The 24,029-nt window shown below is 52.3% G+C and carries 15 protein-coding genes; 10 read left to right on the plus strand and 5 right to left on the minus strand.

Annotation, left to right across the window (positions count from 1 at the left end):
- Positions 1–7: 7 nt before the first annotated feature.
- Both fdhF and K3T83_RS08220 read right to left on the minus strand, forming a co-directional pair.
- Entirely contained in the window at positions 8–2,230 is a 2,223-nt protein-coding gene (fdhF, locus tag K3T83_RS08215; protein WP_373324592.1) for a formate dehydrogenase subunit alpha, read from the minus strand.
- A 69-nt stretch (positions 2,231–2,299) separates the two neighbouring features.
- Positions 2,300–3,397, minus strand: a complete 1,098-nt coding sequence (locus K3T83_RS08220; RefSeq protein WP_220202488.1) for a respiratory nitrate reductase subunit gamma — start codon at positions 3,395–3,397, stop codon at positions 2,300–2,302.
- Between the two features lie 275 nt (positions 3,398–3,672).
- Between K3T83_RS08220 and K3T83_RS08225 the strand changes: the two genes are divergently transcribed.
- On the plus strand, positions 3,673–4,854 hold the full coding sequence (locus K3T83_RS08225; protein ID WP_220202489.1) for an MFS transporter: 1,182 nt from the start codon (positions 3,673–3,675) through the stop codon (positions 4,852–4,854).
- A 34-nt stretch (positions 4,855–4,888) separates the two neighbouring features.
- On the opposite strand, the gene K3T83_RS08230 is transcribed toward K3T83_RS08225, so the two are convergent.
- Complete coding sequence (locus tag K3T83_RS08230; protein ID WP_220202490.1) at positions 4,889–7,483, minus strand: ATP-binding protein; 2,595 nt, start codon at positions 7,481–7,483, stop codon at positions 4,889–4,891.
- A gap of 277 nt (positions 7,484–7,760) precedes the next feature.
- On the opposite strand from K3T83_RS08230, the gene K3T83_RS08235 reads away from it, so the two are divergent.
- From K3T83_RS08235 to K3T83_RS08260, 6 genes are all read left to right on the plus strand, one after another.
- A complete protein-coding gene (locus tag K3T83_RS08235; RefSeq protein ID WP_220202491.1) occupies positions 7,761–8,783 on the plus strand; it encodes a universal stress protein in 1,023 nt (340 codons plus the stop codon).
- Positions 8,784–9,168: 385 nt separating this feature from the next.
- A complete protein-coding gene (locus tag K3T83_RS08240) occupies positions 9,169–10,251 on the plus strand; it encodes a LacI family DNA-binding transcriptional regulator (RefSeq protein WP_220202492.1) in 1,083 nt (360 codons plus the stop codon).
- Complete coding sequence (locus K3T83_RS08245; protein ID WP_220202493.1) at positions 10,232–11,713, plus strand: alpha-N-arabinofuranosidase; 1,482 nt, start codon at positions 10,232–10,234, stop codon at positions 11,711–11,713. The genes K3T83_RS08240 and K3T83_RS08245 overlap by 20 nt, the downstream gene beginning before the upstream one ends.
- A gap of 174 nt (positions 11,714–11,887) precedes the next feature.
- Entirely contained in the window at positions 11,888–13,234 is a 1,347-nt protein-coding gene (locus K3T83_RS08250) for an extracellular solute-binding protein (protein ID WP_220202494.1), read from the plus strand.
- Between the two features lie 54 nt (positions 13,235–13,288).
- Entirely contained in the window at positions 13,289–14,227 is a 939-nt protein-coding gene (locus tag K3T83_RS08255; protein ID WP_220202495.1) for a carbohydrate ABC transporter permease, read from the plus strand.
- On the plus strand, positions 14,227–15,114 hold the full coding sequence (locus K3T83_RS08260; protein ID WP_220202496.1) for a carbohydrate ABC transporter permease: 888 nt from the start codon (positions 14,227–14,229) through the stop codon (positions 15,112–15,114). Before K3T83_RS08255 ends, K3T83_RS08260 begins: the two co-directional genes overlap by 1 nt.
- A gap of 101 nt (positions 15,115–15,215) precedes the next feature.
- On the opposite strand, the gene K3T83_RS08265 is transcribed toward K3T83_RS08260, so the two are convergent.
- Positions 15,216–16,304: a phospholipase D-like domain-containing protein gene (locus K3T83_RS08265; protein ID WP_220202497.1), complete on the minus strand. Its 1,089-nt coding sequence runs from the start codon at positions 16,302–16,304 to the stop codon at positions 15,216–15,218.
- Positions 16,305–16,534: 230 nt separating this feature from the next.
- The gene (locus K3T83_RS08270) at positions 16,535–18,793 is read right to left on the minus strand and encodes a sodium-translocating pyrophosphatase (RefSeq protein ID WP_236064850.1); all 2,259 of its coding nucleotides are present in this window, start codon (positions 18,791–18,793) and stop codon (positions 16,535–16,537) included.
- A gap of 578 nt (positions 18,794–19,371) precedes the next feature.
- Between K3T83_RS08270 and K3T83_RS08275 the strand changes: the two genes are divergently transcribed.
- The 3 genes from K3T83_RS08275 to K3T83_RS08285 all read left to right on the plus strand — a co-directional run bounded on the left by K3T83_RS08275 (position 19,372) and on the right by K3T83_RS08285 (position 23,896).
- Positions 19,372–21,603 (plus strand): ATP-binding protein, encoded by a 2,232-nt coding sequence (locus K3T83_RS08275; protein ID WP_220202499.1) that lies wholly within the window; start codon positions 19,372–19,374, stop codon positions 21,601–21,603.
- Between the two features lie 123 nt (positions 21,604–21,726).
- A complete protein-coding gene (locus K3T83_RS08280) occupies positions 21,727–22,746 on the plus strand; it encodes an NAD(P)-dependent oxidoreductase (RefSeq protein ID WP_220202500.1) in 1,020 nt (339 codons plus the stop codon).
- Between the two features lie 100 nt (positions 22,747–22,846).
- A complete protein-coding gene (locus K3T83_RS08285) occupies positions 22,847–23,896 on the plus strand; it encodes a universal stress protein (protein WP_220202501.1) in 1,050 nt (349 codons plus the stop codon).
- The last annotated feature ends 133 nt before the right edge of the window (positions 23,897–24,029 follow it).

Genomic DNA, 24,029 nt, shown 5'->3' on the forward strand with positions numbered 1-24,029 from the left:
ATTGCTCCTACTTCCCTTTTGTCTCACCCACAACATAAGGGAACATCTTTGGTGCATTCTCTGCCGTAAAGTTAGTGGTATAGCTGCCCGTGTTCGGGAGTGGCTCGGCAGTTGAGAGCTTCTCAATTGTTGCGGCACAGACCTTGTATTCTGGAATCTTGACGGTCGGGTCAACCGCAGCATTTGTCAGTTGATTGATGGCCTGAGCGTGGCCGTAGTGATAGGGCACAAAGAGCGTATCCGGGCGAATCGAGGGTACAACCAGCGCTTTGAGTTGCATGGAGCCACGTGGAGTACGCAACCGCACGATCTCGTCGTTGCTGATGCCAAGCTGATTGGCGGCGTGCGGATGTATTTCCACCCAGGGCTCTGGCGCTTGCGAGTTGAGAAACCCCAGACGACGCGTCTGATTGCCGGAGAGATACTGATAGACTACGCGCCCGGTCGTCAAACGGAACGGGAAATCTGCTCCCGGCTCTTCAGCGGCAGGTCGATAGGTGATTGGAAACATTTTTGCCTTGCCATCGGGGTGCCCAAACCGTTCAGTGAACAGGCGAGGTGTGCCAGGATGATCTTCCGAGGGGCAGGGCCAGAACACGCCGCTCTGCTCGTCAATCTTCTCCCAGGTGATCCCGTAATAGTCCGAGACGCCTCCCTTTGAGGCAACGCGCACCTCTTCCCAAATTTCACGCGATGTCTGATAGGGAATAAGCGCTCCCTTGCCCATCCTTCGCGCCAACTCCCGCAGGATCTCCCAATCTGGCATTGCCTCTCCGGGCGGGTCCACAGCTCGATTGATCTTGATGACGCGCCCTTCCAGATTCGTTGTTGTGCCTTCATCCTCGCACCAGACCGTTGTGGGCAGCACCACATCCGCCAGTTCAGCCGTCTCCGACATGAAAAAGTCAACGACGATCAACGGATCGAGGTTATGCAACGCTTTCTGAACCACCTTGTTATCAGGGAGCGAGACCATCAAATTGGAGCAGGCGATCATAGTGCTTTTAATCTCACCATCGGCCATCAGATGAACCATCTCCGTTGCTGCCGCGCCCTCCCAGGGCAACTCATCAACGGGAATGCCCCAGACATCGGCGATATACTGGCGCTCTTCCGGCACATCGATATGGCGATATCCCGGCAACTGGTTGGCCTTCTGCCCCATTTCACGCCCACCCTGACCGTTGCCCTGGCCCGTCACCATCATCGAGCCGCCGCCAGGCTTGCCAAGCTGTCCGCGTGCTAAAGCAAGATTGACACATGCCAGACATGTATCGACGCCATGTGTGCTATGCTCGATGCCGCGTGCATGCATAATCAGCGAGGTTGCGGCGCGTCCATAGAGGCGTGCGGCGGCCACAATGCGTGCGGCAGGCACACCGGAGATCTTTTGCGCATATTCTGGCGTGTACGACTCGACCTCCTCGCGTACCTGCTCCCAACCGTTGGTGCGCTCCCGCAGATACGCCTCGTCGATCAGACCATCATGGATCATCTGTCGCAATATGGCGTTGAGCACCACAATATCGGTGCCGGGACGCACAGGCAGCCAGAGGTCGGCAGTGCGCGCAAGCGGCGTCTCACGCGGATCAAGCACAATCAAATGCGCACCCTTATCGCGAGCCTTCCAGACCCATTGCATGGCGATGGGGAAACATTCGGCCAGATTGACGCCAACGGTCAGAATACAATTAGCCTCTGGAATATCGGTCAGCGGCAAGGGAGCACGATCAACGCCAAAGGCTTTGGCATAGGCAACAGCGGCAGACGACATACAGAGGCGTCCATTGTAATCGATGTGGCGTGTTCCCAGCACAGCCCGCGCGAACTTGCCCATCGCGTAACACTTCTCATTAGTCATGGAAGAGCCACTATAGATAGAGACGGCATCTTTGCCATATTCAGCTTGAATGCGTTGCCAGCGTTCGACGATATAGTTGAGTGCCTCATCCCAGCTTGCCCGTTCCAGTTTGCCACCTTTGCCACCACGTCGAATCATGGGATAGAGCAAGCGGTCGGGATGGCTCGCCTGTTGATAAGCAACGATCCCTTTCGGGCAAAGGGAACCGCGATTGTGAGGATAATTGCGCGGCTCCACGCCGATCACCTGCCCATCCTTGACCTTCAAATTCATGCCACATTGCACGCCACAAAAACTGCAATGGGTCGGCACCAGTTCTTCACTGATACGAGTCGCATGCTCCCAGACAGTGCGAGGTCTGCCTGCCAGTTGCAGGTCATAGTTTGCATCACGTTGTCGAAAGATATCTTTATTGACTGACACGAGAAATGCTCCTTGCTAGAGAAAGCGCTTGCCCATCAAATGATAATAAGCGCTGCCGCGCAACACCCGTTTGCATGTAGGACAATAATCATGCAGCGATCCCAATCCCTCGCCCAGCTGATACTGCTGGCCCAGATCATTGAGCACACCTTTGAGGTCATGAATAAACTGCTCAGAGGGCAACTCCTGACCACAGCGCTCACATTGACCGCCTTCAGTTGTTGCATTGTTATGAGTATGCTCTCCATAATGCTCAATATCTTGATTGATCGTTTGATATAGAGTCACGCCGATACTGGCGGGACGCTGGATGATATGGAAAAACTTGCCAAATGGGATGGAGAGCAGCCAGAGAACCACCGTGATCTGATGCGTCAGGGAGATAAACCAGTAGAACTTCCCTTCCCACCACATCGAAGATGCCGTCAGAGCTAATCCGGTGACAGCAATTGCAATCAACAACACCAACGGCACCAGATCGAAGCTAAAGCGTTGCACAATCAACAAACCAGCATCGGTAATGCGCCTCCAGAGGGCAATCACCACACCAATAATCAGCAGAGCAGCAGTAAAATCTAAAGCATGATAAATGGCAAAACCGGTGCCAGCCTCGATGGGAAAGCGCAACATAGGCAGGCCAAAGAACCAGGCCAGATATTGGTCAGGAGGTATCAAGGTGAAACGCAACCAGCCGAACGTCAATGGCAACGTGATCGCCAGCGACAGAATCACGCCCCAGAAAATGGACATATGCATAATCCAGCGCCACAGGCCACGCTTGAGGATAAACGTCTGGGCCAGAATGTCGGTCCACCAGGCTTTGGGGATGAGCAGGCTATAGCGGCTAAAATTCCGTAAAGAGAAGAAATTGGCCCAACCTGCACGAAAATAGCGCCAGGTCGGAGGGCGGCTGATCCAGAGCGTGTAACGATAGGCCAGCGCCGCGACGGTAAAGACTGTTGCCACTGCATAGCCGATCAGGGCCGAATCAAAATCGCGTAGGCCGCGTGATCCAATCACAATCAAAATCAGCAAGAGGAGCGTCACCAACAAGGCAATACCAAACGCTGGAAAGCGCGGCGGACGGCGATCCGGTTGCACATTATCATTCATTCTATTCTCCCCCCTAAATTGTATTTTTTATCGTGCCATTCTCGATTCGCTCTATGGGTGTTTCTACCACTACTAGAAGTTAAGTATGCTAGGGGAGCATAAGCATGTCAATATATTTGCAGGGCTTTTCATTGCACTGTGATGGTTTTGTGAGGAGAGGATAACTTGCTGTGATTGCGCTGTAACTTTTTTCGGGTGTAATAGCGTTAACCAAACAACGATGAAGATTACCTCCCGTTCCAACGGGATAGCGCTCTACGGAAGGATATCATTTCATGAATACGCGCAAAGCGTCCCTTGCCCTGCTGATGGCAACGCTGGCATTCACGGTTTCGTTTGCCGCCTGGTCGTTGCTATCACCGCTTGCTCCTCAGTTGCAACAACAGTACCACATCAGCGACCTGAACATTAGTATTCTGATTGCAATCCCGGTTATTCTCGGATCGCTGGCTCGCATTCCAATGGGACTGTTAACAGATCGCTTCGGTGGTCGTAAAGTGATGACTGCTCTCCTGCTCTTTGCAATTATCCCTTTACTTGGCATGACAACGGCCACCAGCCTTACAGGTTTCTTGTTCTGGGGCTTCTTGCTTGGCATGGCCGGGAGCAGCTTTGCGGTTGGAGTACCTTTTGTGAGCCGCTGGTTTAGTGCCGAACGGCAAGGTCTGATCGTGGGTATCTTTGGCATGGGCAACATCGGTACGGCCATCAGCGCACGCTTTGCGCCACAGATCGCCCAGGCCAACGGATGGCAGATGGTCTTCTTGCTCTGTGCAGCCCTGGTGCTGGTTATGGCCATCGCTTTCTACTTCCTAGCTGGAGACGAAACAAGGGTGGCCGCGCCAAAATCGTTCGGGCAACAGCTAGCAATTTTAAAGCGCGAAAAGCTGGCCTGGGTCTTCAGCCTCTTCTACTTCGTCACCTTTGGCGGCTTTGTTTCCTTTAGCCTCTACCTACCGAAATTGCTGGTTGACCAGTTTGGCCTGGATAAGTTGGATGCCGGAAATCGCGTTGCAATCTTCGTTATCATGGCGACTCTGGCGCGTCCCTTCGGCGGCTGGCTCTCAGATCGCCTGGGCGCGGTCAATGTCTTGCTTGGAGCCTTCATCGGTATTCCACTGTTGGCGCTGATCCTCTCGTTTTCACCCAATATGATCGTCCTCACCGCCTGCTTCCTGCTGATGGCGATGCTGTTCGGAGTCGGAAGTGGAGCCGTCTTCAAACTGGTGCCTCAGCACTTTCAGAAAGAGGCAGGCACTGTGACCGGTCTGGTTGGAGCCGCTGGTGGCCTGGGTGGATTTTTCCCACCAATCGTGATGGGGTTCTGCAAATCAACGATCGGCAGCTATGCACCTGGATACGTCCTGCTCTCTGCTGCGACCCTGGGCTGCCTGCTGGTCGCCTGGACAGTGCTGGTTCCCCATCACCACAGGCAAACCGCTCACGCACACGAGTAATACGCACGCCTCCTTCCTGCGAGGGGCCATGCCATCAGGCATTGGCCTCTTTTTGTTGCTCAATTGCATCTGTTTCGATTGGCTCTGCCAGAGGGAGCGTCAGGAAAAAGGTCGATCCCTCATTCTCTACTGACTCAAACCAGATATGGCCGCCAAGCCGCTCGATGATTTCGCGACAGAGGTATAACCCCAATCCGGTCCCGGTAATACCATAGGCGTTGGCGTTTTCGGCCCGTACAAAACGTCCAAAGATACGCGGCTGCTGCTCCTGGGGAATACCGATGCCATGATCGCGGACGCTGATCTGAGCAATTTTCTTCTCGCTGTCTTCCTCGATGGCGATTTCAACTGGCCCCCCTTGCGGACTATATTTCACAGCGTTCGTAATCACGTTCGTTAACACCTGCTCCAGGCGTTGAGCATCGGCCTCTACGATAAGATGGGACAAACTGGTATGCAACGAAAGCGTGTGCTGTTCGGTGGTCATTTGTAGGCGTGTGACAACGCGGCGCACCAGAGCAATCAGATCGCCCGGCTCGCACAAGAGATGCAGGCGACCAGCCTGTAAACGCGTCACATCGAGGAGATCCTCGGTCAGGGCGACGAGGCGCACCGTCGCCTGATCGATATTTTGCAGCGCCTCCATCTGCCAATCAGCCAGTTCTGGACCTCTGCCACGTGTCGTCTGTCGAATCAACATCTGGGCATAGCCTTTGAGGACCGCGACAGGTGTTCGTAGCTCATGAGCAGCAATACCAATAAATTCATCCTTGAGCCGCTCAGCCTCTTTCAAAGCCGTCACATCCTGATGCACTACCAGTGCTGCCAGTTCCGAGCCCTCGCTTGTTTCGGTTGCATTGGAGAGCGGCGACAGCTTGAAATGCTTCATTCGTAGCGGCACAGCATTCACAAGGACGGGCAACGTGGTTCCATCGGCGTGGCGAATACTTTCCTGATGGTGATAGATGGTTTCACCCCGCTGAACGGCTCGCAGGGTCGCCAGTTGCGGAAGAGGATGTTCTCCCCCATCAACACTTGAGATGCGAATATTGTTCTCCTGAAGAAATTCGCACATAGGCTGGTGTGTTGGCCAGACCGCACCCCATAATGTGGCAGCGGCCCGATTCGCCAGCACCAGGCGAGCTTCAGGCCCATGCACCAGATAGACGCTGCTGGGAAGCTCATTGAGGATCAATTGCAACAGAGCACGCCGAGCCTCAGTCTCAGCATGGATCGAGCGCTCTTTCAGCAAATGCCGTGCTTCCGTGACATCGTGCCAGACAATAACGGCCCCTGACGCGCTCTCTGGATTATAAGATTTACTTTTTTCGCGTGTGAACAGGCGGATTGTAAGCGTAGTTGGTAAGCGCAACGGTGCCACATTGACAATGTAATCACGGGTCTCCTGTATTTCATCGGCGACACTCACCGCTATATCCGGTTCTACGACCCCACTGAGCGCATTGCGAACGGGCATATGAAAAAGAGCCTTCAGCGCTTGCTTGCCTGCTGTTGTGCTTTCAAGTTGTTTGCGCAACCGATGAGCAGCACCATTCTCGCGCAGGATATGTCCTTCCGCATCAACCAGAATGACGCCATCAGCGATGCTTTCAAAGATCGCATCGAGTTCCTGAGCATGCAGTTGCTCGACGCGATAGAGCCGGGCGTTTTCCAGGGCAATCGACGCCTGAGCAGTCAAGCCAACTAGCAGCGCCTCGTCCTCCGGCGTAAAGTGGTCCGGCTCATCATGGCCCAGGAGCAGTCCACCACAAACCTCTCGCTCACGATTCAAGAGAGGCGCACCAAGAAAGCTACGCATCCCTGGATGGCTTTTGGGGAGATGTGTGGAGCGCGACCTCTCTTTCACCAGATGTTTATGAACCTTATCGAAGCTCGTCTGGGAAACAGCGAGAATATCCGGGATACGCACCGGCATCCCTTGCCGAAAGATCGGGGCAAGCAAACCCTTGCCACCTAACGGCATCCTGCGTAATATCTGTTCTTGCTCCGGTGTCACGCCAACCACTGCCGCCAGATGAAATAGGTTGCCCTCCGCTGGCCCCAGCAACTGTCCTAACTCATCAGTCGGCCGCAACGTAAACGCGGCAATAGAGGCCCCCGTGAGATCACGAGCAGTGCGAGCAATCAAATTGAGCAGGCGTTCTTCATTCAGCTCACTACTCAACGCAGCCCCCACAGAATGAAGCGCGGCCATCCGCTCAGTCTCATGCTCGGCTGCCGCTCGCCGCTCGCGAGCAAGTTGCACCAGAGCCAGCACAAAACCAGTTACTCCGGCTAGAATGAGCAATTGCACTATATCCAGTGCAGTTGGAACTTTCAATGCCCCGCGAGGAGCAAGAAAGAAGAGATACACGCAGAGCAATTGCAATAGTGCGGCGATGATAGCATGCCATGCTCCCCAGTGATAAGCCAGCATTGCCACCAGTGGCAGATAAATCAATCCAGGATTGGGCAGGGTCACAACGGTATGGTCGAAGATCCAGATACAGAGCGTTGCCAGTACAATACCGCCTGACAATGTAGCAACCCCCGAATAGGGAGTGTCTTGCCATTGTTTGATGATCGCTCGACAACGAGCAATGAAGGGAGATTTGAACCAGGTACTCATGCTTGTATTTCCGTTTTTATGCCAGACGTATCTTCTCTAGAGCAGGATCGGCTATTCTCATTGGAGAGCATAGCACGGGGAATCCCCTGGTGCAAGGTGGCTCTTTCTTCACTATCCCCCTCCTATCTACATTGTGATCGAAATGTGAGATTGGAAGATCGTTCTGTGACAATGCTGATATCAAGCAGAAATATACTCATATCAGTAGAAAGAACAGAATAGAAAAGCACTATTAAAGAAGCGCACTTTTTCTCGCAAAGACGGGAGGAGGGAAACCATGTTTCAGCGTATTATTGTTCCTCTAGACGGATCAAGCCGTGCCGAGCGTGCCATTCCGGTGGCCGCCAATCTAGCGCGTGCTTCACAAGGATCGATTGTTTTTCTTCGAGTTGTTATTCCTGCACATAGCATAGGATTTTACGGTGCTGAGCCAGCGGTTGGAATCGTACCAACGACACTTGAAACAAATATTGCAGAAGCAGATGGCTATCTCACTTCGGTTGCAACCATTTTCCGCGACTATCTCAAAGACATTCAGATAGAAACTGAAGTGGAGACCGGCGCGGCAGCATCTACTATCCTGTCCGCTGCTCGTTGGGAGCATGGAGACCTGATCGTATTATGCAGTCATGGCGATACAGGTTTGAAGCGCTGGCTCTTCAATAGCATTGCGCTCCAGACTGCTCGCAAGAGTCCCATGCCAGTCCTGATCGTCAATGAGCATGGTGAGGCCCATCCTTTAGAAAATCTGACGCATCCGCTAAACATCATGGTGCCACTGGATGGCTCAACATTGGCAGAGACCGTCCTGACTTCTGTTATGCAATTGATGACCGCCTTGAAACCAACAGGACAGAACAGGCTCCATCTGCTACGTGTGGTCGATATTCCCGTTGTGAATGGCAGTATGAGGGGTCATGCACAACTTGATCCCATCATTCGTGAGAAAGCATGCACACGGGCGAAGGCATACCTGGATACAATCGTAAAACGTCTGCAAGAAGAAGCGCAGGGAAAAACACAACTAGAGATTACCACCTCGATTACCGTTAGTCCCGATGTTGCTGGAACCATTATTAGGCGAGCAGAAGAAAGCCAGTGCGATATGATCGCCATCGCAACACATGGGCGTGGCGGCCTGATGCGCATGCTTATGGGTAGCGTGACAGAGCGTATTCTTGGGTACACAAGGCTACCATTGTTCATAGTACGGCCCCAGGAGCCGATAGTGGAACACAGCGAAGCTGCTGACCCAATGGCAGATGAGCAAGAGTTACCATCCTGGGTAGGTCTGCTCTAGTTTGAGACCTGTTCGTGACGTTTCTCATTTTGTTTGAGAGCTGGTTGTGATAGTGCAGAAGTATGATTGTAGTGTGGTTAAGGAAATGTAGCGATGGTTGAAAGGCCGCGAACAAAAGAGGAATGTTGTCGCTTGACAGCTGCTCCCCATTCAGGACACCTGAAGCACGAGACAATGATGTCTCTGATATCGTGGGAATCAAATCCCCAAAGGTGCTTCTTGTCTGCCTTGTTGGGGAGCTTCCTCACTTCCCTACTCCCTTATGAATACCCCTCTCGCGCTCATTGCAAACGACGCCAAACTCGTGCATTTCTCTCTTGACAGCCGTTCAGTCAATATGTTACAACTCTTCTAGGCGAACGTTCGTCTAGAGGGAGTTGTTATTGTGTCCCACGTCTCTCTCAAGGATATTGCTGCTCAGGCCGGGGTCAGTTTCCAGACGGTCAGTAAAGTGCTTAAGGGAAAGGGCAATGTTTCCCCTGAGACGCGAGCCTGGATTTTGCAGGTAGCCGATGAGTTAGGCTATGTGCCTAATGCACTGGCACGGGGCCTCGTCAGTCAGCATACATCCACAATTGGCATTGTTGCCAGCGATTTCAGCGATTATGTGCTTGCTCAATTTGTAGTAGGCGCCGAACAGGAAGCGCGCCGTCAGGATCAATGCATCATTATTGGCAATATTGATCTGGCGGGGTCTGATAGTGAGCGCTATATCCGCCTTTTGATCGAACGCCGGGTTGATGGCATCGTCCTGGCTGCTCCCCAATTGGAGCAGAATCAACAGGTGGGCAAGATGTTGCACGATCAGTTGCCGGTGGTAAGCCTGCATCACGTCCCCGGTCTGCAAGTCTCGCGCGTCGGACAGGATCAGCTCCAGACGGGCTACATGGCGACACGCCATATACTAGAGCTTGGGCATCGCCAGATCGCCACTATTATAGGACCGCGCGACCGCCGCGTAACACAGTTGCGCTTACGTGGTTATCAGCAAGCCCTTGAAAGCGCTGGTATAGCGTATGATCCCGAGCTGGTTGAAGAGGGCACCTGGCAGGTAGAGAGCGGCTACGAGGCCATACTCCGACTGCTGGACCGAACGGCGACCAGCAATGCTCATTTTACCGCTGTTTTTGTACAGAACGATACGATGGCAATTGGCGTCCTCAGCGCGCTACAGCAGCGAGGATGTCGGGTGCCGGAGGATTACTCCATTGTGGGATGCGACGATATTGCGATTGCCGCCCACACCATTCCTCCCCTGACAACTGTGCATATTCCCATGTATGAAACAGGTGGAACTGCCGTTCGTTTGCTCCTTGATATCATTACGCAGCGAATTGTAGAGCCACAACGCATCATACTACCAGTTCATCTGGTGGAGCGAGCGTCAAGCGGTAGACTTGACAACAGTTCAACCATCGTCTTACCCTCGATGAAGAAGGAGACTATTTGTGGCAAAGATCAAAATTGATCTGGATCGTAAAATTGGCAATGTAGATCGTAGAATTTATGGCGGCTTCATTGAACATCTGGGACGCTGTATTTACGGTGGCATCTATGAGGAAGATTCCCCGCTGAGCGATAGCAACAATTTCCGTAAGGATGTGCTGGAGGCCGCACGTCCGCTTCACATGCCTTTACTGCGCTGGCCTGGCGGCAACTTCGTCAGTGGCTATCACTGGGTTGACGGTATCGGTCCAAGAGAAGATCGCCCACGCCGCATTGAGCTGGCCTGGCTCTCTGAGGAATCCAACCGCTTCGGCACTGATGAGTTTATGCATTATTGCTCGGTACTGGGAACGGAACCATACATCTGCGTCAATATGGGGACGGGCACGATGGATGAGGCTCAAGCGTGGGTTGAGTATTGCAATGGAACCAGCAATACCTACTGGGCTAATCTGCGCCGCAAGAATGGACACGAGGAGCCATACCGCGTCAAGTACTGGGGTCTGGGCAACGAAATGTATGGTCGCTGGCAGATTGGCATGTTAAGCGCAGAAGACTATGTGAAAAAGGCGCGCGAATTTGCCAAAGTGATGAAGTGGATCGACCCAAGTATCGAGTTGGTCAGTTGCGGGCAGACAGGTTGGACCGATTGGGATCGCATTGTACTCGAAGGCCTCGCCCCATACGTGAACTACCACAGCATTCATATCTATACCGGTAGTTCCGATTACTACAGCAACGTCCTGGCCCCCCATCAGGCCGAACGCGCCCTGCGCAATTGCCGCGCAATGATCGATCTCGTTCGCTACAATCAGAATATTTCTCATCCTATTCACGTGGCGTATGACGAGTGGAACGTCTGGTTCCGCGAGCGTACCCCTGAAAGCAAGCTGGAAGAGCGTTACAGCTTGGCGGATTCGCTGGCGGTGGCAACATACCTCAATATTTTTATCCGCTATTGTCAGACAGTCAAGATCGCGAACCTGGCTCAGCTTGTAAACGTGATTGCGCCGATCTTTACCAATAAAGAGGGTCTTTTCCTCCAGACTATCTATCATCCGTTACGCCTGTACGCCGAACATATGCAGGATATCGCCCTCGATGCCTTTGTCGATTGCGAAACCTATGCGCCGCAAGCAGACCAGGAGACCTCACAATGGCCTCATCGCGTGGCCGATATGGGACCATTCAATCTCTTAGATGTCGCTGTTACATGTGATGCCTCTGGAAAAGAATTGATGGTCTCTGTCGTCAATCGTGATCTGGAGAAGGAGCATACGACGACAATCCAGCTGGCCGACAACGCCGCCGTTGCAAGCGGTGTGGCTTATGAAGTGAATGGGGCCAGTCCTGATCTCGTCAACTCCTTCGAGCAGCCCCAGGCTGTCGGAGTACAGGAACATCAGCTCAACCTTGCCGGTCAGGACGTTACCTACACCTTCCCAGCTCATTCGCTTACAGTTTTGAAGCTCCAACTCGCATAAAACGCAGGTACAACAGATGCATAAAGCTATGCATCTGTTGTACCCAGGACGTTTACAATAGATAATTGCTCAGTTTCCGCTGAGCAGCTATCAATGGCAATCACCTCTTTTATTTACAGTTCATTGTAGTACTGTTATAGCATTGGTTGCAATTATTCAGGAGGAGATTTACCCATGATCTCTCAACGACAAGAGGCGCTGGGGCAACTGGAAAACCAGATGAGGACGGGACGCATTACGCGCCGGTCTTTTATGGCACGTGCCACAGCTCTGGGACTGAGCGCAGGAGCAGCTCTGGCTTTTCTCGAAGGGTGCGGAGGCTCCCCCTCTGCATCAGGACCGAGCGGGAGCGTGACATATTGGAACCTCTTCGGTGGCGGCGATGGCGTCCGCATGGTACAAATGCAGGACGATTTCACCAAACAGTATCCTAACATCAACTTAAAAGCTGTCACTTTAGCATGGGGCCAGCCATACTATACGAAGGTGGCAATGTCGGCTGCTGGCGGGCGCGCACCCGATGTTGGCATCTCGCATATCTCCCGCGTGGCTACGTATGCCCAGATAGGCTTCCTGGACGCGTTTGATCTCAACGAACTGGCAAAAGTTGGCATCACCGAGGATAAATTTCTCCCCGAACTCTGGCAAAAGGGGCTATACAACAACAAGCTCTATGCCATTCCGCTCGATACTCACCCCTTTGTGATGTATTACAACACCGATGTTTGCAAAAAAGCCGATCTGCTCGATGCCGATGGCAATCTCAAACCCATGCAAGGGCCAGACGAACTCATTGCAGCGTTCAAAGCAGCCCAAAAGGTGACGGGCTACTGGGGACTGGTATTTCTCAGCACATGGCGTCTTTTCAATGCCCTCTATGCAGGACAATTGAAAGGAACATATCTCACACCAGACTCTAAAGAGATAAACATCGATGACGATAAAGCATTAAAAGCGTTAGACCTGATGGCCGATCTTACACTCAAGAGCAAGGTCTGCCCTCCTATCGGCGACTCTGTTGCTACGTTTGGTAGTGGGCGCTCTGGCTTTTACTGGAACGGCGAATGGGAAGTATCGACGTTCATCACTCAGAAAACGCCCTTTTCGATGGTTCCATTCCCTAATTTCTTTGGCAGTCTGGGTACGCATGCCGATCTACACTCATTTATTCTTCCTCATCAGGACAACCCTCAGAATCGCGATGCCACCTATCTGTTTATTTCCAGCCTGCTCAAAGATAGCTACGTCTGGGCGCAGGGAGGACACATTCCAGCATATCTGCCCGTCACCGAAAGCGAACAATATAAGCAGCTCAAACCACAATCCAATTATGCAGGCGTGGCGAAAGAAGTTGTGCTTGATCCCCCAGCCTGGTTCAGCGGCTCCGGCTCCCAGTTTGAATCGCAGGGTGAAGCCGCATTTCTGGCAGTGATGTCCGGTCAGATGACGGGGAAAGAAGGGCTGCAACAGTTCAAAAAAGCGCTGCAAAAACTGTTAGATACGCCGTCTCCCGTCATTTAAGGCGTATACATGCGACACGAAATGACATAGTTGTCAACGAAAGGTGTTCGTTCAATGTCTGACATACTCGTGCAAAAATCATCGGCGCAAGTTGGCACGCTCAGTTCGCAACAAACCAGAGCGAGCAGATGGCGCACCGATCTGGTGGGATTGAGCTTTGTCGCTCCTTTTCTGATCATTTACCTGCTCTTTCTCGTCTGGCCCGTCATTCTGGGGCTGTTGATGAGCTTCTATAACTGGACGCTGGCAGGATCAGCAACATTTCTCGGTCTTGGTAACTACGGAGAGCTTCTCGGCGATCTGGACTTCTGGCGTTCACTCTGGCACACTATCGCGTTTACCATTATCAGCACGCCGATCCTTGTGATCCTGGCACTGGTCCTGGCGCTGCTTGCCAATCGCAAGATTCCCGCTCGCTGGCTCTTCCGTCTCGTCTTTTTTATTCCGGTTGCGCTCCCTGTTACCGTCGTCGTTATGATCTGGAGTTGGATGTATCAGCCGGGCTTTGGTCTAATTAACAATACGCTCGCATCGCTGGGCTTGCCCCAACCCGACTGGCTGAACGATCCCAACGTTGCTATGATCTCGGTCGTCATTCTGACCGTCTGGTGGACATTAGGCAATAACTTCCTGCTTTACCTCGCTGGTCTGCAACAAATTCCCCAGGATCTCTATGAAGCGGCAAGCATTGATGGTGCCGGGACGTGGGCGAAGTTCCGCTGGATCACGATCCCGCAACTCAATAGAATCAGCACTTTGATCGTCATCTTACAGGTCATTGCTTCGTTGCAGGTCTTCACTCAGATCTTCTTACTCACGTCTGGTGGTCCGAATTACTCGACACGCCCGGTCATTCAATACATTTACGAAACAGGCTTCTCGTCCTTCCGCATGGGATATGCATCGGCAGGCTCCTACGTCCTGTTCGTCCTTATCCTCATCGTGACCATCGTTCAGTTTAGACTATTCCAACAACAGAGGAGCAGAGCGTAATGGCGACACAGACGATACAGAATGTAAAGCAGACCGAAATTGTACACGGGCCAACGAACCAGGACACAATCAAGCGCAAGCTTTCCAGTTGGAGCGCGTTTGCCATCCTTCTCGTGCTGGCCATCCTATGGATGCTCCCGGCAGCATGGGCCATCGATACGTCTTTCAAACCCGAAGGCGAAACTACAGCGCTGCCTTTGAGCTGGCTGGCATCGGCGTTTACTGCTGAAGCATATGTGAAGGTATTCCAGGCAGGTGATCTGCCACGCTGGTACTTCAATAGCATTTTTACCTCTGTGTTTATCTCTGCGGCGAGCGTCTTGCTGGCTAGCATGGCCGCATTCGCCTTCTCGCGCGTCCCATTTCGTGGCCGTGGGATCGTTTTCTGGGTGATCCTGGCAGGCTTGATGGTTCCCGGACAGGTGCTTATCGTGCCGCTCTTCTCGATCATGCAAGCCTTCAAAATGGTGGACACCTACTGGGGTATTATCCTGCCCCAAATCGCCTCGCCGTTCGCTATGTTCATCTTTAAACAATACTTCGACGGTATCCCCTTCGAGTACGATGAAGCGGCCCGTGTTGATGGCTGTAGCCGCTGGCGCATTTACTGGCAGATCTGGATGCCGCTGTCGAAACCGATCATTGCAACGGTCGCCATCTTTGCCTTTGTTGGCTCGTGGAACAACTTTATCTGGCCCTTTATCGTCATCACCAGCACCGATATGATGACGATCCCGGTTGGTCTGGCAACGGTGCAATCCTCGTTTGGCATTCGCTATGCTCAGATCATGGCCTCAGCCGTTCTAGGTGGCCTGCCCGCCGTCATCGTGTTTGCCTTCTTCCAGCGCCAGATTGTCCAGGGATTGGCGGGTGGCTTGAAAGAATAAGATACTCCCGCCTCTCTACTCATTCTAAACAGGAGAAGCTAAAAAAGGGTCAGATGCATTGCTAGTGTATCTGGCCCTTTTTCTATGGAACGTTCAAATTACTACTCGGCGCTTTGCGAATCGCTCCAATCCTGTTGGAACGTCTGCTGCAAAGTTGTGAGTACGTTCTGATCGGAGACGATGAGGCCCAGTTCGCGGTTGCGCTCCAACGATGCCGTCGAGATGTTTTCTGATCCCACAAAGGCCTTTTGTCCATCGGCAACAATGATTTTTGCGTGCATATAGAGGTGTGCGTCCTCTTTCACCTGCGCACCACCCTGCTGAATCGTCTGTATCCCCTGGCTGTTGCTATCTTTTGATGAGCCGCTGGGAGCAGGCAGAATAACCTGCACATGTACACCTCGTTTGGCCGCATCGACAATGGCCTGTTCAATCGCGTTATCCTGCATCTCCTCCGCTTCGATCAAGAGCGTATTATGGGCATTTTTGATCAGCGAGTTGAAGACGTTGCGCGAGTTGACGGGGCTGACGACCAGATTCGCATCGTTAAACTGGGCCGTACTACGGTTCCAATCGGCATTGAAAATGTCGGACACAGCCTTAACATCCTGGGAATTGGTATCGATGATGCCATATTCACGATTAGTCGTACTATTACTGCTGCCCAGCGCCGCTGCGGTGAGATTGGCGGTCATGATATAGGCGGTCTGTCCATCAATCACCATCCCCTTCTCGTGAGTCAGGGCAAAGCTGGGATTGGTCGTCTTTGCCTTCACGCCCGCGGCGTTTAAACGGTCAAGCGTCTGTGTTGGAGAGATGTTCCCTCCACCATAAGGATGCCCTTCCAGCATGACGCGTACGTCCACCCCACGATGAGCCGCCTCTTCCAGGCTCTGGATGACGTGTTTCTCCGTCAAAAGGTACATCTCTAGCCAGATTGATTTCGTTGCACTGCTCAGCGCGTCGGTAATCACACGATAGCCAGCATCCGGCTCCACAAAGACCTTCACCCCCTCCGCGCCAGAACCTATGGCTCCCGAAGTCGTCGTGCTATTCATCGCTCCTGTGCTAGCACCGTCCTGTGTGATGCTAACGTTACACCCTGCCAGCAACACATACAAAATCGCGATGACCAGAAAGAGATAGAAAGGCTGTCGTTTATCATGAATGGGTGATGATGAGCTATGCATGGGTATTGCTGCCTGCCCTTCTACGTTTACTTCATACGAAAGCTGTTCCCTACAGATCATATATCAACATATGCGATTAGCTGCAAAGCAAAACACATCAGCAGGAAATGCCTGCCTTATTTTTAATACGGTTTCAGAGGGCATAAACGGATACAAAAGAGAGATTCGTGAAAGAAGTACCGGCTTCGCGTGTATCGAAACCGGTACTTCTTATTCATGCATGAGTTAATTTACGGATGGAGAAACACATAGAGAGGAGCAAGAACTAACGTAATAGTACTAAGCAGTTTGATAACGACATGCAGTGATGGGCCGGCGGTATCCTTGAAGGGATCGCCAACGGTATCGCCAACAACACCCGCTTTGTGGGGTTCGCTCTTTTTACCAAGCACAGTTCCCGTTGTATCAAGGCGATCAAGCATCTCCCCCTCGCTATCCACGCGTAAGTAACCGGCCTCGATATACTTTTTCGCGTTATCCCATGCTCCACCGCCATTGTTGAGGAAGAGGGCAACGACGATACCACCCATCGTGCCAACCATCAGCATACCAGCTTCCGCCTGTGGCCCCAGGATCACGCCGACAGCAATTGGCGTCAGGACGGCGACAATACCGGGCCAGACCATCGCACGTAACGCGCCACGCGTGCTGATATCGACGCAGCGGGCATAATCGGGATCAACACGGTCCGCCGGGTTCTCCGCCATAATTTTCGGATTATCGCGGAACTGGCGACGCACCTCTTCAATCATCCGCTTGGCGGCGGCACCAACCGCTTGAATAGCCAGCGCGCTGAAGAAAAAGATGAGGGTCAGACCAAGCAGTGCAGCGATAAAGACTGTGATATCGGCCAGATCAACGCGATAAACATCCGGGGTATGCTTAAAGCTATACAGCACATCCAGATATGCGCTGAAGAGCAGGAAGGCCGCCAACGCAGCAGAGCCGATGCCGTAGCCTTTCGTGAGCGCCTTAGTCGTATTGCCAGCACTATCCAGAGCATCGGTGATATCGCGCACTGATTCTGCCTCGCCGCCCATTTCCGTAATGCCACCAGCATTATCGGTGATAGGACCGAATGTATCCATCGCAAGGATATAAGCACAACTCATCAACATGCCCATCGTTGCAACAGCGGTTCCGAAGATGCCACCAACATTGATCACGTTGGGAGTTCCCGCGACAAGGGGAATGTGTACCTGGCTGCCCAGGAAGAACGAGAGACCGAGCGCAACACAGATCGCCAGCACTGGCAGCGCCACACATTCAAAGGCGATAGCAATACCGGTGATAATGGTTGTAGCGGGTCCGGTCAGCGTAGATGCCACAATCTGGCGAACGGGACGCCATGTACCGGCAGTGTAGTACTGCGTGATATAGACAAACGCCACGCTGAGCAGGATACCAACAGTCCCGGCCAGGCCGAACCAGACCCAGGCCGCAATCCCCGCGTTGCCGGTCACGTTATCGTTGTTCAGCAAAAGATAGCTGCCCAGGAAGACACCGATCACAGACAGCACGCAGGTAATCCAGTAGCCGATGTTCAATTGCTGCATGGCGATTTCGCCGGGATCGCGTCCGGCAGCTTTATCAGGCTCGACGACGACGGATGGGCGAACCCAGAGCAGGCCGAGGGCCGAAGCGATCAGGCCGAAGGCGCGTACCACCAGAGGGAAGAGAATCCAGCCGATGTTACGGGTTGCCAGATAGAGACCGACGCCAAGAATCATCGCACCAATGTTCTCTGCGGCTGTCGATTCAAAGAGATCAGCGCCACGACCAGCACAGTCACCAACGTTATCGCCCACCAGATCGGCAATAACAGCTGGGTTGCGCGGATCATCCTCTGGAATGTTGGCCTCCACCTTGCCCACCAGATCGGCTCCCACGTCGGCAGCCTTGGTGTAGATACCACCACCAAGCTGAGCAAAAAGAGCGACAAAACTGGCCCCAAAGCCAAATCCGACAATCAAACTGGGGGCTACATCGGGACTTGTCAGCCCACCATAGGCTGTAAAGACCAGCGATACTCCCAGCAGAGAGAGCGCAACAACCAGGAAGCCTGAGACAGCTCCTCCTCGTAGCGAAACCATCAATGCTTCACCCAGACTGCGCCTCGCTGCACTGGCTGTGCGACTGTTGGATTGGACTGCGACGTACATACCGATATAACCAGAGATACCCGAGCAGAGCGCACCGATCAAGAAAGCAATCGCGGTATGCCATGCAAGGTTAAATCTGGCTTCCGGCGTTCCCTGACTGAGGAAATAAAGTACGGCAGCAACAATGATAGCAGCGAAGACGGCAAGGATGGCGATGGTACGATACTGACGATTGAGGAACGCCATAGCGCCTTTGAAAATAGCACCTGCTACTTTCTGCATGGCGGGCGTCCCTGTGTCCTTACGAAGAACAAAGTTTGCGAGATAGGCGGCAAACAGGACTGCAAGAAGTCCTACCACAATTGGAACCCAGATATAGTAACTCACGACTGGAAATACCCTCCTTTGCGGAAGAAGATACTGGTAGTCAACGCTGACCACCCAACTACATCGTGACGAAACCATTGTAGAGCATAACAAGAGCGTTATCTCTACCCATATCTATCCATTTCCACCTACGAGGAGCATCTAAGTCGAAGTATAGTGTAACATATAGATGGACGAACTGACAAGAGAGAATTAGATATGATTCATGAGAATCACAAAACTGAGAGAACAAAATAAAAAGCTCTACCATGTAAATGTCATCAGCAAGATAGATGACGGAGTAATACATGATATATATGATTATGATCAGCATATATCTGGAAAAGTCACCAATCATATATAGATATGGATTGTGTTTGATCACATGTCACCTTGCTGATATATACAAAACATCGATTAAAAATAATCAGCTATCGACAAAAAATCTCATCAAGAGACGTTTATTGAAGGATGAAATTGCATATAACGGGAGCCATCATATGCTTATTGACAGTTGCAAGCCGGAACAGCTATGATGACAGGGGTACATGCTCAACATGAACAAGAGTGTTGCATCAAAACAGCCAGAAAGAGAAACTATGCCATCGCAAGAGGCGAGCAAAAAGCTCCCAACGCCTGAACGGTTTGCTGCACTCAGTCGCGTAGGAGTCGCGCTGCTTAGCGAACTCAATGAAGAGCGACTTTTACACTTGATTGCCGAAGCCGCATGTGAAATAACAGGGGCAACCTTTGCTGCCTTTACTTTGCGCCCGGTCAGCGAAACCGGACAGCCCCTTGTCCCCTCAGAGGGCAGTTTTTTCTATCTCGCGGCCATCGTCGGCGTCACCAAAGAGCAAGAGACCTTCTTTCGCCATATGTCGCTAGGGGGTGAAGGGCTGCTGGCTCCCATTTTCCGTCACGGCGTCTCTGTACGTGTCGATGATGTACACGACCATCAAGATCCCAACCACCACAAGCAGGCAAAAGGACAGGAGCGAATCACCGCGCAAGGTCTCGCCTCGGCCTATGCGCAGGGCAAGCTTCCCGCTTCCCAGCTTCATTCAATGGGAGTGCCACATGGTCATCCCATCATGCGCAGTTTCCTGGGTGCCCCCCTCCTGGATCGTGATCGACAGGTGCGTGGCGGATTACTATTGGGACATGCATTAGCAGGTCAATTTACGGCAGAAGATGAACTGTTGCTCACCGGTCTGGCATCGCAGGCGGCAGTTGCCCTGGAGAATGGACGGCTCTATCGCGCCGCTCAGATCCAGGCGCAGGAGCTTCAGGTCATTTTTGATAGCAGCGCCGATGGCATTACGCTTGTGGATAGCGCTGGACAGATCGTGCGCGAGAATCGGGCTGCCCAGCGTCTGCATCAACAATTACAGCAAGAAGCGGATGGAGCCAACACATTCGAACAACTGCTCTTTGCTCCTGCACGTCTCGCTCTGCAAGCACAAACGGAACAACAGTATTCGGTCAGTTTTCAACAAGACGGCGAAACGCACGACTATCTGGTTACAGCCTCACCATTGCGTCCCCCACCAGATGCGGGAACGCTCCAACTGGGCAAACAGGCCGCTCCCAAGAATATCACGGGCGCAGTCGTTGCCTGGCACGAAGTTACAGAAATACGCCGCCTGCTTTCGATCCAAAGGAAACAGGCAGAAACGGAAGGACGCCTCGCCCAGCTCCAATTAATCCTGGATGAGCTACCGAGCAGCGTCTATCTGGTGCGTGGACCCGATGCGCGCTTAGTGCTGGCTAACCGTGCCACAACAGGGATCTGGGGTGCACAATGGCGACCGGGACAACCTCTGCAAGATTTCTTAGAGCAGCAGCATATCCGTATTTTCGCTCCTGACGGCAATCCGCTGCCATTCGAGCGCATGGCAACCATGCGGGCAGTACAACATGGCGAAACAGTCTATCATCATCAACAGGTGATTCGCCAGCCCGATGGCTCCAACCTCCCCGTACTGGTCAATGCGGTAGCCCTGGATCTACACAGCCTGGATATCACCGTTCCCAGCGGCTCTCTGCACACCTCCGATCAACCTTCCTGGGCAGCGCTGGTTGTGCATCAAGATGTATCCGCATTAAAAGAGGCTGAACAGCTCAAAGATGACTTTATCGGTATAGCCGCACACGAGTTGCGAACACCTCTGGCAGTGCTGAAAGGATTTGCCCAGACGCTCATTGTGCAAACGGCGCGACAACAGGGGCCAGAACTGGCTGATTGGCAAATGGAAGCGCTGATGAGCATTGATCAGGCAACAATACGCCTGGTTGAACTGACCGATGATCTGCTCGATGTTAGCCGCCTGCAAGCGGGACGCTTAACCCTCCATCCCACCTACTTCGATCTGGTGTCACTAACACAACGAGTATTGACGCGCTTCCAGACGACGACCGCACACCATCATCTTGCGCTCCAGACCGATGCTGAACATCTTGTTGCCCACGCCGATCAGGTGCGCATGGAACAGGTTCTCTCCAATTTACTTTCCAACGCCATCAAATATAGCCCGAATGGTGGCCCCGTCCAACTTCGGCTGACCTGTGATGATGCAAACACAATCCTCAGTATCCAGGATAACGGCATCGGCATTCCCCAGGAACAACAGGTGTACATCTTTGGCCGCTTTGCCCGTGCAGAAAACGCCCGTATGCACGGCATCAAGGGAACCGGGCTGGGCCTGTATCTCTGTCGTGAACTGGTTGAACAGCAGGGCGGACGCATCTGGTTCGAGTCCACAGAGGGAAAGGGTACAACCTTCTACCTTTCCTTACCTTCCATCGTGGAAGATACAGAAGACGAGTTGTGAGTCACCTGTGAGATGCACCTCCCAATACAGTGATGCATCTGTGACTCTTGCTTGCTACACTTTCTGTAACGACAAATATAAAAAAGCTCCTATGTTACAGAATAACTAGCAGGTGTAAAAAATATGGAGAAGACATTGGTAAAAGCACTGGCAACCGCTGTTAACGATGAAGAAGGCCACTATCTTGCTCAAGCATTACAGGGGATCGTGGAATTACAACAGATCTCTGGCTCGCTGAACGATGTTGACCCACACGATCTGGCTGAGATTGTAGTTCTCATGCCCTTTATTCATGAGCGTATTGGGCATGCCGAAATAGAGAAAATGCCGCAACTCAAACTTATCGCCACGCGCTCGACAGGCTACGATCATATCGACCTTGCCGCAGCTGCTCAACATGGCATTGCCGTTGCCAACGTTCCAGGCTATGGCGAAACTGCCGTCGCAGAACAGACATTCGCCCTGGTGTTAACGCTTTCACGCAAAATGCATCTCGCTTATACTCGCACACAGCAAGGCGACTATAGCATAGAGGGGCTGCGAGGCTTCGATCTCTATGGCAAAACGCTTGGCGTCGTCGGCGCTGGCGCAATTGGCTTGCATGTCATTCGCATTGCTAAGGGCTTCGGCATGAACGTGGTTGCCTATGATGTGAACCAGAACCGCCTGTTAGCTGAAGTTCTGGGGTTTCGCTATGTAAAACTGGACGAGCTGTTCACCATTTCGGATATCATCACACTGCACGCACCTGCACTTCCATCAACGCAACATATGATTAACCGTGAGACGCTCTCTACGATGAAGCATGGCGCACTCCTGATCAATACGGCTCGCGGCTCGTTGATCGACACGCAAGCGCTCGTCTGGGCGTTGGATACTGGTATCCTCGCCGGAGCCGGATTGGATGCGCTCGAAGGTGAGGAGTTCTTGCAGCATGAAGAGGAACTGCTGAATACACCTGATACAGAGGACAAATTGAAAATTCTGGCACATAACAGATTGCTGCAACGCCGAGACAATGTGGTCATTACACCGCATATTGCTTTTAATACTGAAGAGGCTCTCAGGCGTATTCTAGATACCACTATCGAGAACGTTCAGGCGTTTTTACAGGGACATCCCTCTAATCTTGTGAAACGCTAACATAAACATTAGCATAACTGTGAAAGGTTGGAGCTGAAGGAGTCAGTTTACAACGAGAGGTTGAACGGTCGAGCGTTCGACTTATGAAAGGAGTCACGCGATGTGGCAACATATTCTTGTCCCATTAGATGGTACAGCGGGCGCAGAACAGGCTCTTCCTCTGGCCGCTCATATTGCCAGAGCAGCCGGAGCAACCCTGACCCTACTACGCATTCAGCAATCACTACCTGAGTCTACCTATCTATTAGATGGTGGCCTTATGCTAGCAAAGATTAAAGAAGCCGAGCGCGAACGAGCTGAAGCCAAAGAATACTTGAGGCACATCATCACAACAGACTGCCTGGATGGTGTAGGGCTTCGCACAAAGCTTCTGGAGGGGCAACCAGTTGAAGTACTACTTCGGTTTGCCAGAGAACAGCAAGTTGACCTGATCGTCATGTGCCGCCACGAACATAACGGCCTCAAGCGCTGGGCATCAAATCACACAGCTCGCCATCTTGCCCGCCAAAGCACCATCCCCATTCTTGCCCTGCACGAAGATGGCCCGATGACCTCTTCTCATGAACAGAACATCCTGCCACAACCGTTCAGCATCATGGTGGCGCTAGATGGCAGCAAACGGGCCGAAACAGCGCTACATGCTGCCGCACAGTTGAGTACAACGCTCTCATCGCCATTCCAGGGCTTGCTGCATTTAGTTCGCATTATTCAGCCCCAGGTTGCCTACAGTGAAGCTGCTGAGGTTCAATTCAGCAAGCTCAACAAACAGGCAATCATACAGGCAAAAGACTATCTGGATGAGGTGGAATGGTGCATCCAGCATGGCGATCTGGCACGTTACAACCTTCAGATTACCTCATCATTAGCAGAAGAGACAAATATTGCTCGTACACTGATACGAGATGCCGAGTTGGGTGAGCGTCTGGGCGATATGCGCTTGAGCGCAGGCTACGATGCGATTGCTCTTGCCACACATGGGCGCAACGGCCTCAAGCGTTGGCTACTTGGTAGCGTTGCTGAGCGCCTCCTGGACAGGACGATCATGCCAGTACTGATTGTGCATCCCATTGAACATCATGCGGAGTACGCAACAACGTCTAACGTTTCTGAGCAAATCGTCTCTGAACTTCAGACGACCGTATCATCATAATATATCGATTTATCAAAACTAAGACCCTTACGCATTGACACAAGCAAATGTTTGATTTGCGATACTCTCAAAGAGGCTGTAACCGCACGTCGAGCAACGCTGTGATACATTTGTGAGATAGTGTGATCTTCCT

It is taken from the genome of Reticulibacter mediterranei, from assembly GCF_016587455.1.